The sequence below is a fragment of the Variovorax sp. P4_B10 genome, from assembly GCF_056402375.1.
Genome location: NZ_JBFUHN010000042.1, coordinates 41,622 through 60,069, shown reverse-complemented (window position 1 = coordinate 60,069; position 18,448 = coordinate 41,622). Strand labels below are relative to the sequence as shown.

Annotated in this window: 8 protein-coding genes; 7 read left to right on the top strand and 1 reads right to left on the bottom strand. The window is 64.3% G+C overall.

The genetic code is table 11. The annotated features are described in order from the left end of the window. From AC1DXX_RS19815 to AC1DXX_RS19800, 4 genes are all read left to right on the top strand, one after another. The coding region (locus AC1DXX_RS19815; RefSeq protein ID WP_478135913.1) for a branched-chain amino acid ABC transporter ATP-binding protein/permease at positions 1 to 1,175 on the top strand (1,175 nt) is incomplete at its 5' end. Between the two features lies 1 nt (position 1,176). Further along, positions 1,177 to 2,007 (top strand): ABC transporter ATP-binding protein, encoded by an 831-nt coding sequence (locus AC1DXX_RS19810; RefSeq protein WP_478135912.1) that lies wholly within the window; start codon positions 1,177 to 1,179, stop codon positions 2,005 to 2,007. Next, on the top strand, positions 1,997 to 3,403 hold the full coding sequence (locus tag AC1DXX_RS19805; RefSeq protein ID WP_478135911.1) for an FAD-linked oxidase C-terminal domain-containing protein: 1,407 nt from the start codon (positions 1,997 to 1,999) through the stop codon (positions 3,401 to 3,403). The genes AC1DXX_RS19810 and AC1DXX_RS19805 overlap by 11 nt, the downstream gene beginning before the upstream one ends. A 33-nt stretch (positions 3,404 to 3,436) precedes the next feature. Then, a complete protein-coding gene (locus AC1DXX_RS19800) occupies positions 3,437 to 6,931 on the top strand; it encodes an indolepyruvate ferredoxin oxidoreductase family protein (protein WP_478135910.1) in 3,495 nt (1,164 codons plus the stop codon). On the opposite strand, the gene AC1DXX_RS19795 is transcribed toward AC1DXX_RS19800, so the two are convergent. Next, positions 6,928 to 7,266: a hypothetical protein gene (locus AC1DXX_RS19795; protein ID WP_478135909.1), complete on the bottom strand. Its 339-nt coding sequence runs from the start codon at positions 7,264 to 7,266 to the stop codon at positions 6,928 to 6,930. The two genes, AC1DXX_RS19800 and AC1DXX_RS19795, sit on opposite strands and share 4 nt — an antisense overlap. Positions 7,267 to 7,314: 48 nt before the next feature. Here AC1DXX_RS19795 and AC1DXX_RS19790 point away from each other — a divergent pair, with 48 nt between their 5' ends. From AC1DXX_RS19790 to AC1DXX_RS19780, 3 genes are all read left to right on the top strand, one after another. After that, positions 7,315 to 7,800 (top strand): RidA family protein, encoded by a 486-nt coding sequence (locus AC1DXX_RS19790; RefSeq protein ID WP_478135908.1) that lies wholly within the window; start codon positions 7,315 to 7,317, stop codon positions 7,798 to 7,800. A 51-nt stretch (positions 7,801 to 7,851) separates the two neighbouring features. Next, positions 7,852 to 8,655, top strand: coding sequence for an SDR family NAD(P)-dependent oxidoreductase (locus AC1DXX_RS19785; protein ID WP_478135907.1), 804 nt, complete (start codon positions 7,852 to 7,854; stop codon positions 8,653 to 8,655). Between the two features lie 750 nt (positions 8,656 to 9,405). Next, positions 9,406 to 18,399, top strand: a complete 8,994-nt coding sequence (locus tag AC1DXX_RS19780) for a VCBS domain-containing protein (protein ID WP_478135906.1) — start codon at positions 9,406 to 9,408, stop codon at positions 18,397 to 18,399. Positions 18,400 to 18,448 lie beyond the last annotated feature (49 nt).

Below are 18,448 nucleotides of genomic sequence, written 5' to 3'. Positions count from 1 at the left end.
CCAACAGCCTCCACCTCAAAACGGGCGTGTTCGTCGTGGCCGCTGTGCTGGCGGGAATCTCCGGCTGGCTCTATGCCTACATGCAGCGCTTTGTGAACCCGACGCCGTTCGGATTGCAGATGGGCATCGAGTACCTGTTCATGGCCGTGATGGGCGGGGCCGGCTCCATCTTTGGCTCGTTGATTGGTGCGGGCGTGGTAACCATCCTGAAACAGCAACTGCAGGACATCCTGCCGCACCTCCTGGGCCAGTCCGGCAATTTCGAAAGCATCGTGTTCGGCGCGCTCATGCTGTTTGTTCTGGCGCGCGCCAACGGCGGCATCTGGCCATTCCTCAGCCGCTTCCTTCCCGCAGGCGTGCCCATGGCGAACGGACTCCACAACGCTCGGCCCCTGCCCAGATCGACCGGGATGACGGGCGGGAGCGACAAACTCCTCCGCATCGCCAAGGCGACAAAGACATTTGGCGGGCTCACCGCCGTGAACGAAGTGTCGTTCGATGTGAACAAGGGCGAAATCGTGGCGCTTCTCGGACCGAACGGCGCAGGCAAGAGCACCCTTTTTCACCTGATCAGCGGTGTGCTGTTGCCGTGCGGCGGCCAGGTTCAGCTTGGCGGTATTCGCATCGAAGGACTGCCCAGCAGGCAGATTGCACGGCTGGGTCTGGCCCGTACGTTTCAGCACGTCAAGCTGGTGCCGGGATTGTCGGTGCTGGAAAACGTGGCCATGGGCTGTTTCCTGCGCGGACGTGGCGGCTGGCTGCGCGCCATGCTTCGTCTGAATCGAGGCGAGGAAGCGGCCATCCGCGGGGAAGCTCTGAAGCAGCTCCAGCGTTGCGGGCTGGCGGAGCTCGCGCATGAACAGGCCGGCAATCTCGCATTGGGCAAGCAAAGGATTGTGGAGATCGCGCGAGCGCTGTGCGGCGATCCCGTGCTGCTTCTGCTCGATGAACCCGCGGCCGGCCTTCGGCACAGGGAAAAGGAAGAGCTGGCTGTCTTGCTCGACGCGCTACGGCAGGAAAACATGACCACCCTGATCGTGGATCACGACATGGACTTCATCATGAAAATTTCCGACCGGCTCGTGGTCATGCAGTTCGGACAAAAGATTGCGGAAGGCGATCCTGCGTCCGTACGAAACAACAGCACCGTGCGCGAAGCTTACCTGGGCACCTGACATGAGCCAATCCCTGATCGAGACCCGCCACCTGTGTGCTTTTTATGGAAAGGTGCAGGCGCTGAGCGACATCGCGCTCCATGTTCGCGCGGGACAGGTCGTCACCGTGATCGGACCCAATGGCGCGGGAAAGTCCACGCTCTTGGCGTCGCTGATGGGCATGCGCCGCACGACGGGAGAGGTTTTCTATGAAGGCCGGGCGATGGCCCATGTCCGACCCGAGCATCGCGTCGGTCAGGGCCTCTGCCTGGTGACCGAAAGGCGAGATCTTTTTGGCACCATGTCCGTGATGGACAACCTGGCCTTGGGGGCCTTCAGCCGGCGTGCCTCCAGGCAGGAACTGAAGCGCGACCTGGAACAGGTGTTTGCGATGTTTCCACGGCTTCTCGAAAGACGCGACCAAAAGGCCCACACGCTATCGGGCGGAGAGCGGCAGATGCTCGCTCTCGGTCGAGCGTTGATGGGCAAGCCTCGCCTTCTCATGCTTGACGAACCCAGCCTGGGGCTGGCGCCGCTGGTCGTGAGGGAGGTGTTCCGCGCGATAGCCCTGCTCAAGGGGCGCGGCGTGTCCATCCTGCTTGTCGAGCAGAACGCGAGATCGGCGCTTGAAGTCGCCGACCACGCTTACGTGCTCGAGATGGGTGCCGTCGTCATGGAAGGACCTGCTTCGTCGATTGCCGGCGACCGGCGCATCGTCGACAGCTACCTTGGCACGGGCCCGCTGCATGACGCCAGGCCGGCCGCTGATCCCGTCAAGGCAAATCTCTTTTCCAGGGCACCTTTGCCGGAAGCCGCAGTGACCACAGCACGGAGCCTCGAACATGTCGCCTAGCTCTCCAAACCTTTCTTCGACGCTGGCGGCCATCTCGGAGAAGTTCGGCCCGCATGCCCTCGTGGGCCGGGCCATTCGCGAGCAGCACGGCAAGGACGCATCGTTTCATCCGGCGCACGCGCCTGACATGGTGGTCTATCCGGAGAACGTACATGACGTCAGCTGGACCGTGGCGCAGTGCCACCACAACGGCATTCCTGTCATTCCCTATGGCACCGGCACCGCCTGCGAAGGTGGCATCGGTGCCCTCATGGGAGGCGTATGCATCGACATGAGCCGAATGAACAACATCCTGCAGACCAACGCCGAGGACATGGATTGCCGTGTACAGGCCGGGGTGACACGCAAGCAGCTCAACAACCACCTGCATGGCACGGGCMTGTTTTTCCCGATCGACCCCGGGGCGGATGCCTCGATCGGTGGGATGGTGTCCACTCGGGCATCGGGCACCAATGCCGTGAGGTTCGGCACGATGCGGGAAAACGTCCTGTCACTCCAGGTGGTGCTGTCCAACGGCGAGATCATCGAGACAGGAAGTCGTGCCAGGAAATCGGCCGCAGGCTACGACCTGACCCGCCTCTTCATCGGTGCCGAAGGCACGCTGGGGATCGTGACGGAGGTGACTGTGAAGCTGCATGCCATCCCGGAACATGTCAGCGCGGCGCGATGCGCCTATCCCTCCCTGAAGGCCGCCGTCGACACCGTCATCCAGGTGATCCAGCTTGGCCTGCCCATCGGCCGTGTCGAGCTGCTCGACGAACGTCAGGTCGCAGCGTGCAACGCCTATTCAAGGCTGGACCTTCCGGTGGCTCCGACGCTGTTCTTTGAATTCCAGGGTTCGCCGACTGGCGTCAAGGAACAAGTGGAGACTGTCGAAGCGCTCTCGAAGGAGAACGGTGGCACCGACTTCAATTGGGCGGAAACGCCTGAGGAGCGCAGCCGCCTCTGGAAAGCCCGTCATGACGTGTGGTGGGCGGCGCTCGCCCTGCGCCCGGGTTGCGAGGGTATTCCAACGGATGTCTGTGTCCCGATTTCACGACTGGCCGAGGCGGTGCTCGCGGCGCGCGAGGATGTGGACGCGCTCGGCATGACCGCACCGATGTGCGGCCACGTCGGCGACGGCAATTTTCACCTTTGTGTGGTGGTCGATCCTTCCGATGCGTCGGAGATGGCGCTGGCCGATGAGCTCAACGACCGACTGGTTCGGCGTGCGATCCGCATGGAAGGCACCTGCACCGGTGAACACGGCATCGGCTACGGAAAGCTGAAATACCTGGAACAGGAGCGCGGTGGTTCCATGGTGGTCCTGGCGGCGATGAAGAGGGCGCTCGACCCTCGCCACATCATGAATCCCGGCAAGGTGGTTGAGCCCGAGAAGTACCCGCCACTCGTTTGATTCGTCTGAAAAATTAACCTCCACGAGAACTCCATGGGCAACGAAATCAAGATCGGCGAAACACTGGGCGCGGAAATGCCACTCGACCGCGACTACCAACTGGGCGACAACCGCACGCGTACGTCCGGGCGAATCTTTCTCACAGGAACCCAGGCGCTCACCCGCATGCTTGTCATGCAGAAGAAGCTGGACGAATGCGATGGGCTGGACACTGCCGGGTTTGTCAGCGGTTATCGAGGCTCGCCCCTTGCCGCGGTCGACATGGAAATGTGGCGTTCACAGAAGGAACTGGACAAGCACAAGGTGAGTTTTCTGCCTGGCATCAACGAGGATCTTGCTGCGACGGTGGTGATGGGGACCCAGCAGGTGGGGCAAGACGAGAAGCGCACCGTCGACGGTGTCTTTGCCATGTGGTACGGAAAGGGGCCAGGCGTCGATCGTGCCGGCGATGCCATCCGTCACGGCAACGCCGCCGGTACATCGCGGCACGGTGGTGTTCTGATGGTTGTGGGCGACGATCATGCAGCCACTTCGTCATCCATTCCCCATGCGAGCGACCTGTCGCTCATGGGCTGGGGCATCCCGATAGTCAATCCGTCGTCGGTCGAAGAGTACGAGCAATTCGGTCTCTGGGGATGGGCGGCATCCCGGTATTCGAGCACCTGGGTGGCCTTCAAGGCGGTGTCGGAAACGGTTGAAAGTGGACGCTCGATCGAGGCCCCAGGACTGCCGTTCTTCAACGATCCTGTCGGTTTCGAGTCGCCTGTCGGATCGCTGGAGTACCGAACAAGCGACTTCCTCACGCCGGCCATCGAGGTGCGCCTCGCAGCCAAGCTGCAGGCGGTGAAGGCATTCTCCGACGCCAATTCGATTGACCGCATGGTCACGGCGGCGCCCGGCGCCAGGCTCGGGATCATCGCGGTCGGAAAGGCGTATCACGACCTGATCGATGCGCTGGTCCAGTTTGGCCTTTCGATACCGGAACTCGAGCGCAATGGAATCCGCCTCTACAAGCCGGGCCTGACCTTTCCTCTCAACCACGCTCGCGCGGCCGAGTTCGCCCGCGGGCTGCAGGAAGTGCTGGTTGTGGAAGAAAAGGCGTCGGTCGTCGAGCAGCAACTCAAGGACATCGTCTACAACTGGGCAGAGCGTCCTCTGATTGCGGGGAAGCTGGACGTGGACGGCAGCGACCTCATCACCTGGATCGGTCAGTTGCGTCCTGCGCTGTTGGCGCCTCCCCTGGCTCGCTGGCTGGAGCGCGTTGCGCCCGGCCTCGCGAAATGGGACGGCGCCTGCCTTGGGCATCCGGAAATCTTCTCGAACCAGGCCGATGGCATGAAGCGCCTTCCGTACTTCTGCTCGGGTTGTCCGCACAACACCTCGACCAAGGTGCCAGACGGCAGCGTCGCACTTGCAGGCGTTGGTTGCCACTACATGGCAAGCTGGATGGACCGAAGCACGAGCGGCCTTACCCAGATGGGCGGCGAAGGCGCAGACTGGGTGGGGCACGCCCTCTTTACGGAAACGCCCCATGTGTTCCAGAACATGGGGGAGGGAACCTACTTCCATTCCGGCTTTCTGGCGATTCGCCAGGCCATCGCCGCCGGCTGCACCATGACCTACAAGATCCTGTTCAACGACGCGGTCGCCATGACCGGCGGTCAACCGGTGGACGGCACGATGAGCGTGAGCCAGATCTGCCAGGAGATGCTGGCAGAAGGCGCGAAGGATGTCATCGTCGCGACCGATCAGCCCGAACTCTACGACGGCGTCAACCTCGGAGGGGTCAAGGTGTATCACCGCCGCGAGCTGGACACACTGCAACGCTCGCTTCGCGAAATCAAGGGCGTGACCGTCCTGATCTATGACCAGACCTGCGCAGCTGAAAAACGCAGGCGCCGCAAGAAAAACCGGCCGGACCGCACGGTGTTTCCGGACCCGCCGAAGCGACTGTTCATCAATGCTGCGGTCTGCGAGGGCTGCGGTGATTGCGGCGTCCAGTCCAATTGCCTTTCCATCGCACCGCTGGAAACGCCCCTTGGGCGCAAGCGTCAGATCGACCAGTCGTCCTGCAACAAGGACTATTCCTGCGTCGAGGGTTTCTGCCCGAGTTTCGTCACGGTGCACGGTGGCAGCCTGCGCAAAGRCAAACCGCAGGGCGTCGACGACTCCCTGGGACAGCGCCTTCAAGACATTCCCACGCCGCGTCTACCCGGCCTGCACGTCCCTTACGACATGCTGGTCGCTGGGGTCGGCGGCACCGGGGTCATCACGGTTGGCCAGGTGGTGACGATGGCTGCTCACCTCGAAGGCAAGGGGGCGAGCGTTCTTGACTTTACGGCCCTGGCGCAAAAGGGCGGCTCGGTCGTCAGCCATATCCGGATCGCCTCGGATCCTGACAAGCTCCACGCCGTACGGCTCGAGTGGCAGCAGGCCAAACTCGTCATGGTTTGCGATCTGGTGGTCGGCAACTTGCCGGATGTCATCGGAACCGTACGCCGGGGTGCAACGCAGCTGCTTGTGAATTCCTACGTGCAGCCCCAGGCTGAATTCACCCGGAATGCGGACATCGACGATCGATCGGACGCCCTGCTTGAAAAGCTGACGCGGGCCGCATCCGCAGAAAAAACAATTTCCCTCGACGCGCGCAAAGCCGCGACAGCCGTGCTGGGGGATGCGATGGCGACCAACATGTTCATGTTGGGTTATGCCTGGCAGCAGGCGTGGGTACCTGTATCGCTGGAAGCCTTGCATCGCGCGCTTGAACTGAATGGCGTGTCGATCGAAGGCAACAAGAAGGCGTTTGCATGCGGACGACTGGCAGCGCACGATCCTTTCTGGCTGGAAGGAGTGGTGGCGCCGGTCACCCAGGTGATTCAGTTGCAGATGCCCGTCGCCGTGGACAAGGTCATCAGCCATCGCCGTGCGCTTCTGGTCGAGTATCAGGATGAACGTTATGCGCAAGCCTATGAAGAGTTCATCGACAGGGTCAGACGCAAGGAGAACTCGACGATCGCGGGCAAACGGCTTCAACTTACGGAGGCGGTCGCGCGGTCGCTGCACAAGCTGATGGCGTACAAGGACGAATATGAGGTTGCCCGCCTCTACAAGGATCCGGCGTTCATGGCGTCGCTGCACGAGCAGTTTGAAGGCGATTTCAAACTCGGCTTCAACCTGGCCCCACCCATGACATCGAAGCGCAACGCGAAGGGTGAGCTGGTGAAGAAAGAGTTCGGCCCGTGGATGCAGAGAGGCTTCAACGTACTCGCGAACTTCAAAAAGTTGCGAGGCACGCCGCTGGACGTTTTTGGCTACACGTCGGAGCGACGCATGGAGCGAGCCCTGATAGCCGGCTACCGCAGCACCATCGAGGCAATGCTTCCCAACCTTACCCAGGAAAACATGGCGCGGGCCATCGAAATCGCCCGTTTGCCTGAGGCTATTCGTGGTTATGGCCACATCAAGGAGCGCGCCGTGGCGCGATACCACGCGCAGCTCGAACAACTAACGTCCCAGTTTGCGGACTAGGCGGCCCGATGCCAGTTGCTGCCCATTTGCTGTATCGGCCTTTCGGCGCCGAAGACCGGCTGCTCATACGGGATGTGCACGTCGAGTACATGATCGCCCATCGTGAGTTCGTACGTGCTGGCGGAGCGATCATTGAGGACGAACGCGTGGTTGGGATGTACCTTCTTCTTGACACCGATGACAAAGGAACTGCCATCGGGTTTCTCCAGGCAGAGCCTTACCATCGAGCGGGACTGTTCGAAAGCGTGCAGATTTTGCATTTCAACCAGTTCATTCCCGAGCCGGAAGACGGATTTCTGTGCCGGCTTCTCGAGGAAAGTCGTAGCTTCATTCAAGCGCGAAATGAATCCTAGTACATCGCACTACACAACTCGGAGAATCTCATGCCTACGATCGAGAAACGAATCGCTGCACTTGGACTTGTGCTTCCTGAACCCATCAAGCCTCCGCCAGGCGTCGCGCTGCCGTTTCAGTTCGTCAGAGTCGTCGGCACCCGCGCGCTCATCTCTGGCCATGGTCCCCAGAACGCAGACGGCTCCATCGCCGAGCCCCTGGGAAAGCTCGGTCTGAACCTCACGGTCGAGCAGGGCTACGCGGCGGCTCGGCTCACAGGCCTTTCCATGCTCGGCAGCCTCCAGCGCGCGCTCGGTGGCCTCGATCGCATTGCACGCTGGGGCCGCGTGTTCGGCATGGTGAACTCAGGGCCTGGGTTCAACAGGCAACCAGGCGTCGTGAACGGGTTCTCGGACCTCATTCTCGAATTGTTCGGCCCCGAGGTGGGAGCCCATTCACGCAGCGCCGTCGGCATGGCCGAGCTTCCATTCGACATACCGGTCGAAATCGAAGCTGAAGTCGAACTTCGGGCGTGATGCGAAAGGAACGCCCGATCGATCCCGTCATTCAAACTGAGAAAGGTCGTCATGGATCTGGAACTTCGGAACAAACGTGCGCTCGTCACCGGTGGCAGCAAGGGGATCGGCAAAGCCATTGCCCGCATGCTGGCCCAAGAAGGCGCCGACGTCGCGCTGCTGGCGCGCGATGCGCAGACCCTCTCATTGGCGGCGAACGAACTGGCAGTCGAGACGGGACGCAAGGTGGTCGGCGTCAGTGCCGACACCCGTGACGACGCTGCAGTGCGCCGCGCGGTGGCCGAGGCTGCGATGCAGTTGGGTGGGAGCATCGACATCCTGGTGAACGCTGCCGCCGAGCCAGCAGGTTTCGCAGAGCCGCCCAAGCTTGCCGAGATCACCGGCGACTTCTTCCATGCCGAGATGGACATCAAGGTGATGGGCTACATCCGGTGTGCCCGCGAGGTCGTTGGCGGCATGCGCTCGAAAGGTTGGGGCCGCATCGTGAATGTCAGCGGACAGGCAGCGCGCCAGACCGGGAATGCGGTGGGAAGCATGCGCAACATCTCGGTCGCCGCCTTGACGAAAAACATGGCCGACGAGCTCGGCCCGGCCGGGATCCACGTGACGGTGGTCCACCCCGGCCTGACGCGAACGGAGCGCACGGCGCCGCTGATCGCCGCGCGGGCGGACGCGCTGGAAATCCCGCCCCAAGCGGTGGAGGCGCAGATGGCGGCCGGCAACTCCATCCATCACCTCGTCGACGCCAATGAAGTGGCCACCGTGGTGGTCTTCCTGTGTTCGCCGAGGTCCAGGGCGATCAACGGCGACGCCATCGCGGTCGGCGGCGGAATCCCGCGCAGCATTCACTACTAGTACATCGACACGCAAGTCGCGGAGATGGGTCGCACGGCTGTGTGGCGCGCGCGGCGCACCTGCAAGGTGGTGTCGAGCTGGCGGTGTTCGACGTCGCACGCCCTGGCCGGCCTTGCCAGCACGACACGGACGACGAGGCGCGCGTGATTGGGATGTGGCGGCGGCAGCGCTGGAACGCTACCGACAACGGGTGAGACAAATCACCCGGTGGCAGACCGGCCGCAGCCTTCATCAGATCCGGGAACTTCGAGCCTTGGGCGCTTTTGTTGATCTGGCTGCGCAAGTGGCCGCCCATGCCCCGCCGCTGGTGGTACTGCAGCGCCAACCTCGTCAATCGGGTGCTGACTAACGCGTACTTCGACAACTTCGGTATTCCCCGCCTACGCTGACCTCAACTTCTCGAACCGCCCGGTGCGGACCCGCATGCCGGGCGATGGGGGAGGGCCCCGGTCTTCGTTGACCGGCCCCTCTCCCGATTTGTCCGACCGACGGAATGTGGGCCATGCCCGCGCCGTTCCCGTTTGTCCAGGTCCAGGTCTATGTCCGCGACTGCCGACACGCCCGCGCCTGCGGATGCTTCGGCAGGACAAAAGTACCAGGCTTTTCAGGTCGACCCGGTACTTATCGCTTGGCAAGGAAAGGACATTCCTTCCATGTGCTCGCGTCGCTGGCGCCATCTAATTTGCAACAAGAGAAACGCAGCGTCGAGACAGGCACGCGCCGGCCTTTCGGCGCTCACCAAGGAAGTACATGACCACGATGACCGGCTCCAACGGCAGCGACCTTCTCACCGGCACGGCCGGCAGCGACACCATCAACAGCGGCAACGGGGACGACAGTGTCTACGGCGGAGCCGGGAACGATTCATTGAATGGTGGCGCGGGAGACGACACGCTCGATGGCGGGAGCGGCAGCGACCAGCTCAACGGGGGATCGGGGAACGACACCCTGATCTACAACGTCAGCGAAAACATCGCGGCGGGCACCAAGGACGTGTACACGGGCGGGGCGGGTGTCGATACGCTCCAGCTCCTGTTCACGCGGGCGCAGTGGCTGGACTCTGCCACCCAGACGCAGATCGCAGCCTACCTGGCCCACCTTGCGGCCGTGACCAATGCCAGGACCGGCGAGGTTTCCAATGGCTCGGCCAGCGATTTCGTTTTCAGCTTCGGGTCGTCCACGCTGACCATCCAGATGACCGAAACCCTGAGAGTCCTCGTGGACGGGGTCGAGGTGAATCCGGCCAACGAGGCGGCGACGGCGCTGGGCGATGCGGTCGCGACGACCGAAGACGGTCCGGGGATTCAGATCCATGTGCTGCAGAACGATCTGGTCCCTGACCTGGTCAAGAGCTTGGCGCTGGCCTCGGCGCCGGCCCACGGGACGGCGACGCTCGTTCAGCCGGCGATGGGCGATCCGTCGACCTGGTATTTTCAGTACCAGCCCCATGCAGCCGCTTTCCAGTACCTGGCAGCGGGCGAGCACGCAACCGACACCTTCAGCTACGAGGTGAAGGACGCCGATGGCGGGACGGGGCTGGCCACGGTGACCGTCACGATCACCGGCAGCAACGATGGTCCGGTGATCACAGCCCAGGACCTGGCGGGTGCGGTGAGCGAGCAGGTCGTGCCGGCGGGCAACCTGAGCGACAGCGGCGTCATCGGCTTCAGCGACCTGGACCTGAGCGATGTGCACCTGGTAAGCACCACCGGCACGCCGGTCGGCAGCGTGCTGGGCAGCCTGACAGCGGTCAAGAACGGCGACACCACGGGGACCGGCACGGGCGGCCAGCTCACCTGGACCTACACCGTGAACGCCACGGCCGTCGAGTACCTGGCCGCGGGCCAGACCCGGGTCGAGAGCTTCACCCTCACGTTGAACGATCAGCACGGCGGCATCGTCACCCGGCAGATCGACGTGACCATCACCGGCACCAACGACGTGCCGACGATCGGCACGGCCGATGCCGCTGCGGCGGTGACCGAGGATGCAGCGGCGCCGACCCTGAGCGACAGCGGCACGATCACCTTCGACGACGTGGACCTGAGCGATGCGCACAGCGTCAGCGTGGCGGCCGGTCCAGGCAACACGCTGGGCGGTGTCTTGACGGCCGGTGTCAGCGATGCGGCCACGGGCGCGGGCGATGGCACGGTGAGCTGGAACTACAGCGTCGCCAACGCGGCCACGCAGTATCTGGCCCAGGGCCAGACGGCGACGGAGACCTTCACCGTCAGCATCGCCGATGGCCACGGCGGCACGGTCAATCAGCAGATCACTGTGACGGTGACCGGGACCAACGACGTGCCGGTGATTGGTGGTGTGGCCAGCGGGGCGGTGAGCGAGGATGCCTCGACCCCGAACCTGAGTGCCAGTGGTGCGCTGACGATTGCCGACGTGGATGCAGGCCAGTCGAACTTCGCGCCTCAAGCAAGCACTGCGGGCAGCAATGGCCACGGCAGTTTCACGCTGGCGGCCAATGGCAGCTGGACCTACACGGCCGACAACAGCCAAAGCGCGATCCAGCAACTGGGCGCCGGCCAGTCGCTCAGCGACAGCTTCACTGCAGTCTCGTCCGATGGGACGGCCAGCCAGGTGGTGACCGTGACCATTACCGGGACCAACGACGTTCCGGTGATTGGTGGTGTGGCCGGCGGCGCGGTCAGCGAGGATGCCTCGACCCCGAACCTGAGCACCAGTGGTGCGCTGACGATCGCCGATGTCGACCAAGGTCAGTCGAACTTCGTGCCTCAAGCGGGCACTGCCGGCAGCAATGGCCACGGCAGTTTCACGCTGGCGGCCAATGGCAGCTGGACTTACACGGCCAACAACAGCCAGGCAGCGATCCAGCAACTAGGCGCAGGTCAATCGATCAGCGACAGCTTTACTGCGATCTCGTCCGATGGTACGGCCAGCCAGCTCGTGACCGTGACCATTACCGGGACCAACGACGTGCCGGTGATTGGTGGCGTTGCCAGCGGCGCGCTGAGCGAGGATACCTCGACGCCGAACCTGAGCACCGGCGGCGCGCTGACGATTGCTGATGTGGACGCGGGCCAGTCGAACTTCGCGCCTCAAGCGAGCACTGCCGGCGGCAATGGCTACGGCAGCTTCACGCTGGCGGCCAATGGCAGCTGGACTTACACGGCCAACAATGGCCAGGCGGCGATCCAGCAACTGGGCGCAGGTCAGTCGATCAGCGACAGCTTCACTGCAGTCTCGTCCGACGGGACCGCCAGTCAGGTGGTGACCGTGACCATTACCGGGACCAACGACGTTCCGGTGGTTGGTGGCGTAGCCAGTGGCGCGGTGACCGAGGATGCCTCGACCCCGAACTTGAGCACCGGCGGCGCGCTGACGATCGCCGATGTCGATGCAGGACAGTCCAGCTTCACAGCCCAGGCCGGCACCGCCGGCAGCAATGGCCACGGCAGCTTCACGCTGGCGGCCGATGGCAGCTGGACCTACACGGTCAACAATGGCCAGGCGGCGATCCAGCAACTGGGCGCAGGTCAATCGATCAGCGACAGCTTCACCGCGGTCTCGTCCGACGGGACAGCCAGCCAGGTGGTGACTGTGACCATCACCGGGACCAACGACGTGCCGGTGATTGGTGGTGTGACCAGCGGCGCGGTCAGCGAGGATGCCTCGACACCGAACTTGAGCACCAGTGGTGCGCTGACGATCGCCGATGTTGACCAGGGCCAATCGAACTTTGCGCCTCAAGCGAGCACTGCCGGCAGCAATGGCCACGGCAGCTTCATGCTGGCGGCCAATGGCACCTGGACCTACACGGCCGACAACAGCCAAGCAGCAATCCAACAGCTGGCCGCCGGTCAGTCGATCAGCGACAGCTTCACTGCAGTCTCGTCCGACGGGACCGCCAGCCAGTTGGTGACCGTAACCATCACCGGGACCAACGACGTGCCGGTGATTGGTGGTGTGGCCAGTGGCGCGGTCAGCGAGGATGCCTCGACTCCGAGCCTGAGCACCGGCGGTGCGTTGACGATTGCCGATGTGGATGCGGGCCAGTCGAGCTTTGCGCCTCAAGCGAGCACTGCCGGTAGCAGCGGCTACGGTAGCTTCACGCTGGCGGCTGATGGCAGCTGGACCTACACGGCCAACAACAGCCAAGCGGCGATTCAACAACTGGGCGCGGGTCAGTCGCTCAGCGACAGCTTCACCGCGGTATCGTCGGAYGGCACCGCCAGCCAGGTGGTGACCGTGACGATTACCGGGACCAACGATGTGCCGGTGGTCGGCGGCGTCGCCATCGGTGCGGTGAGCGAGGATGCCTCGACCCCGAACCTGAGCACCAGTGGTGCGCTGACGATTGCCGATGTCGACCAAKGCCAGTCGAACTTCGCGCCACAGGCGAGCACCGCCGGTAGCAACGGCCACGGCAGCTTCAACTTGCTGGCTGATGGCAGCTGGAGCTACACGGCCGACAACAGCCAGGCGGCGGTCCAGCAGTTGGGTGCCGGGGAGTCGATCAGCGACAGCTTTACTGCAGTCTCGTCCGACGGTACGGCCAGCCAGGTGGTGACGGTGACGATCACTGGTACCAACGACGCGCCGGTGATTGGTGGCGTCGCCAGCGGTGCGCTGAGCGAGGATGAATCGACCCCAAACTTGAGCACTGGCGGTGCGCTGACGATCGCCGATGTCGACCAAGGCCAGTCGAATTTCGCGCCCCAGGCGAGCACCGGCGGCAGCAACGGCTACGGCAGCTTCACGCTGGCGGCCGATGGCAACTGGACCTACACGGCCGACAACAGCCAGGGGGCGATCCAGCAGCTGGGCGCTGGTCAATCGATCAGCGACAGCTTCACCGCCGTGTCCTCCGACGGCACGGCCAACCAACTCGTGACCGTAACCATCACCGGGACCAACGATGCGCCGGTGATTGGCGGCGTCGCCACTGGCGCGCTGAGCGAGGATGCCTCGACACCGAACCTGAACACCAGCGGTGCGCTGACGATTTCCGACGTCGACCAAGGCCAGTCGAACTTCGCGCCACAGGCGAGCACTGCCGGTAGCAATGGCTACGGCAGCTTCAACTTGCTGGCTGATGGCAGTTGGAGTTACACGGCCGACAACAGCCAGGCAGCGGTCCAGCAATTGGGTGCCGGGGAGTCGATCAGCGACAGCTTCACCGCCGTGTCCTCCGACGGCACGGCCAGCCAGCTCGTGACCGTGACGATCACTGGCACCAATGACGTGCCGGTGATTGGTGGCGTTGTCAGCGGCGCGGTGAGCGAGGACGCCTCGACACCGAACCTGAGCACCAGCGGTGCGCTGACGATCGCTGATGTGGATGCGGGCCAGTCGAATTTCGCGCCCCAAGCGAGCACCGCTGGCGGCAACGGCTACGGCAGTTTCACGCTGGTAGCCGACGGCACCTGGACCTACACGGCCGACAACAGCCAGGGGGCGATCCAGCAGCTGGGCGCTGGTCAATCGATCAGCGACAGCTTCACCGCCGTGTCCTCTGACGGCACGGCCAGCCAGCTCGTGACCGTGACCATCACCGGGACTAACGATGTGCCGGTGATCGGTGGCGTCGCGAGCGGTGCGACGAGCGAGGACGACTCGACGCCGAACCTGAGTACCAGCGGTGCGCTGACGATCGCCGATGTGGATGCCGGCCAGTCGAACTTCACGCCTCAGGCTGGCACCGCCGGCAGCAACGGCTATGGCAGCTTCACCCTGGCGTCCGACGGCAACTGGAGCTACACGGCCGACAACGGCCAGAGCGCGATCCAGCAACTGGGCGCCGGTCAATCGATCAGCGACAGCTTCACTGCTGTGTCGTCCGACGGGACAGCCAGCCAGTTGGTGACCGTGACCATCACCGGGACCAATGACGTTCCGGTGATTGGCGGCGTCGCCACCGGTGCGGTGAGCGAGGATGACTCGACCCCGAACCTGAGCACCAATGGTGCGCTGACGATTGCCGATGTCGACGCAGGACAGTCCAGCTTCGCAGCCCAGGCCGGCACCGCCGGCAGCAACGGCTACGGCAGCTTCACGCTCGCAGCCGACGGCACTTGGGCCTACACGGCCGACAATAGCCAGGCGGCGATCCAGCAGTTGGGCGCCGGCGAGTCGATCAGCGACAGCTTCACCGCCGTGTCCTCCGACGGCACGGCCAGCCAACTCGTGACCGTGACCATCACTGGGACCAACGATGTGCCCGTGATCGGTGGCGTGGCCAGCGGTGCGGTGCAAGAAGATCTTGCGGTGGCTGCTGGCAACCTTGCGACCGGTGGTGCACTGACGATTGCCGACGTTGATGCCGGTCAGTCCAATTTCACCCTCCAGGCCGGCACCGCCGGCAGCAACGGCTACGGCAGTTTCGCGCTGGCAACCGACGGTACCTGGACCTACACGGCCGACAACAGCCAAAGCGCGATCCAGCAGCTGGGCGCCGGGGAGTCGCTCAGCGACAGCTTCGCCGCCGTGTCCTCCGATGGCACGGCCAACCAGCTCGTGACGGTGACCATCACTGGCACCAACGACGTGCCGGTGATCGGCGGCGTCGCCACCGGCGCGACGAGCGAGGATGACTCGACTCCGAACCTGAGCACCAGTGGTGCGCTGACGATTGCCGATGTCGACCAGGGCCAGTCGAACTTCGCACCACAGGCGAGCACCGGCGGCAGCAACGGCCACGGCAACTTCACACTGGCAGCCGACGGCACCTGGACCTACATGGCCGACAACAGCCAAGCAGCGATCCAACAGCTGGGCGCCGGCGAGTCGATCAGCGATAGCTTTACTGCAGTCTCGTCCGATGGAACGGCCAGCCAACTCGTGACCGTGACCATCACCGGCACCAACGACGTGCCGGTGATTGGTGGTGTGGCCAGCGGCGCGGTCAGCGAGGATGACTCGACGCCGAACCTGAGCACCGGTGGAGCGCTGACGATCGCCGACGTGGATGCAGGCCAGTCGAACTTCGCGCCTCAAGCGAGCACTGCCGGCAGCAATGGCCACGGCAGTTTCACGCTGGCGGCCGACGGCACTTGGACTTATGCGGCCGACAACAACCAAAGCGCGATCCAGCAACTGGGCGCAGGTCAGTCGATCAGCGACAGCTTCACTGCAGTCTCGTCCGACGGGACAGCCAGCCAGTTGGTGACCGTGACCATCACCGGCACCAACGATGTACCGGTGATCGGTGGCGTTGCCAGCGGCGCGGTGAGCGAGGACGCCTCGACGCCGAACCTGAGCACCGGCGGTGCGCTGACGATCGCGGATGTCGACCAAGGCCAGTCGAATTTCGCGCCACAGGCGAGCACCGGCGGCAGCAACGGCTACGGCAGCTTCACGCTGACGGCCGGCGGCAGCTGGACCTACACGGCCAACAACAGCCAGGCGGCGATCCAGCAGCTGGGCGCAGGTCAATCGATCAACGACAGCTTCACCGCCGTGTCTTCCGACGGCACGGCCAGCCAGCTCGTGACGGTGACGATCACCGGCACCAATGACGTGCCGGTCATCGGCGGCGTCGCCAGCGGTGCGGCGCAAGAAGACGTTGCGGTGTCCGGTGGCAGCCTCGCGGCCAGTGGGGCGCTGACGATCGCCGATGTCGACGCGGGCCAGTCGAACTTCGCGCCTCAAGCAAGCACCGCCGGCGGCAATGGCTACGGCAGCTTCACGCTGGCGGCCAATGGCAACTGGACCTACACGGCCAACAATGGCCAGGCGGCGATCCAGCAGCTGGCCGCTGGTCAATCGATCAGCGACAGCTTCACTGCAGTCTCGTCCGACGGGACCGCCAGCCGGGTGGTGACCGTGACCATCGCCGGCACCAACGATGCACCCGTCCTGAGTGCTGCCGCGACACCCGTTCTGGCGTCGGTCAACGAGGATGCCGGCGCACCGGTCGGGGCCGTCGGGACGCTCGTATCGAGCCTGGTGAATCTGAATCCGCCGGCCGGCGGCCTCGACAACGTGACCGATGCGGACAACGGCGCCATCACCGGCATCGCGTTGACGGGCGTGAATGCCACCAACGGAAGCTGGTGGTATTCCACCAATGGCGGCGCCAACTGGGCGGCGGTGGGGGCGGTGTCGGGCGCGTCCGCACTGCTGCTGGCCGCGGACGGGAACACGCGTGTCTACTTCCAGGCGAATTCGAACTTCAACGGGACAGTCAGCGATGGCATCACCTTCCGCGCCTGGGATCAGACGAGCGGCGCGGCGGGCACCACGGTGAGCACAGTCACGAACGGGAACAGCTCCGCGTTCTCGAGCGCGACCGACACGGCGAGCATCACCGTCAGCGCGGTGAACGACAACCCGGTCGCCGCGGCCGACAGGATCATCGTGTCGAACAGCACGCTCGTCACGCTGTCGACGAGCTCGCTGCTCGGCAACGACACCGACATCGACGGTCTCGCCTTGACGATCACCAGCGTCGGCAGCGCGGTCGGGATTTCCGGCCTGACCCTGGACGCCGCCAACGGCACGATCAGCTTCACCAGCGGCAGCACGGCGGGAGCCACGGCCGGCAGCTTCCAATACACCGTGTCGGACGGCGCCGGGGGCACCACCACGGCGACGGCGACGATCGACATCAGGAGCGTGTCCGGCGCCAACGGCGCCGACACGATCGATCTCAGCGCGGCCGGCGCCTACCAGGCCTCCTTCATCGACGGCCGCGGCGGCGCCGACGACCTGACCGGCGGTGCGGGCGGCGACGTCTTCATCGGAGGAAGCGGCAGCGGGGCCGACACGCTGCTCGGCTCTTCCGGCAACGACCTCCTGATCGGCGGCGACGGCAACGACACACTGTCGGGCGGCGCCGGCAACGATGTGCTGCGTGGTGGCATCGGCAACGGTGACACGATGGACGGCGGCGCCGGCAGCGAAGACCTGCTCGACTTCTCGGACGGTACCGTGGCAGTCAATTTCACGCTCGTGCAGAGCGCTGGTTCGACCAGCATCGCCAACAACACGGGTGGTCTCGGCCAAAACGACAGCTACCAGAACATCGAAGGCGTGATCGGAACGGGCCTGGCCGACACCCTCACCGGCAGCGCCTCGAACGACATCATCCGCGGCGGCGCCGGCAACGACACGCTCGATGGGGCAGGGGGCACCGGTGACCTGCTCGACTTCTCGGACGGCACCGCGGGCCTCACGTTCACGCTGGCGCAAAGCAGCAGCACGACAAGCTTCAATGCCAGCGCCGCCGGGCTCGGCACCGACGGCTACAAGAACTTCGAGGGCGTCATCGGGACGGCCTTCGGCGACACGATCACCGGTTCGGCGTCGAACGACCAATTGCGCGGCGGCGGCGGCAACGACGTGATCAACGGCCTTGCGGGCGACGACCGCATCGTCGGTGGGACCGGCGCCGACATACTCACCGGCGGCGCGGACAACGACACCTTCGTCTTCGACTCGGCGCCCAACGCGGTGGATTCGGTCACCGACTTCGATGCTTCGGGATCGGTGGCGAGCGGCGACCTGATCGAGCTGTCGCGCGGCACGTTCACGGCCCTCACGACCGCGAGCGGAAGCACGCTGTCGGCGGCCGAGTTCGCGTCCCTGGACGGTGGTGGTGCGGGAGACACGGTGGGTGCGGGCGTGCATGTGATCTACGACAGTGCGACGGGCAACCTGTACTACGACGCCGACGGCCTGAGCGCCGCCAACCGCACGCTGGTGGCGACGTTGACGCTGAGCAACCCGGCGGACACCTTCGACAGCAACGACATCAAGGCCGGCCTGTGAGATCCCACCTGCCGCCCGCAGGTGCGGGCGGCGGCACACGAGAGAAATC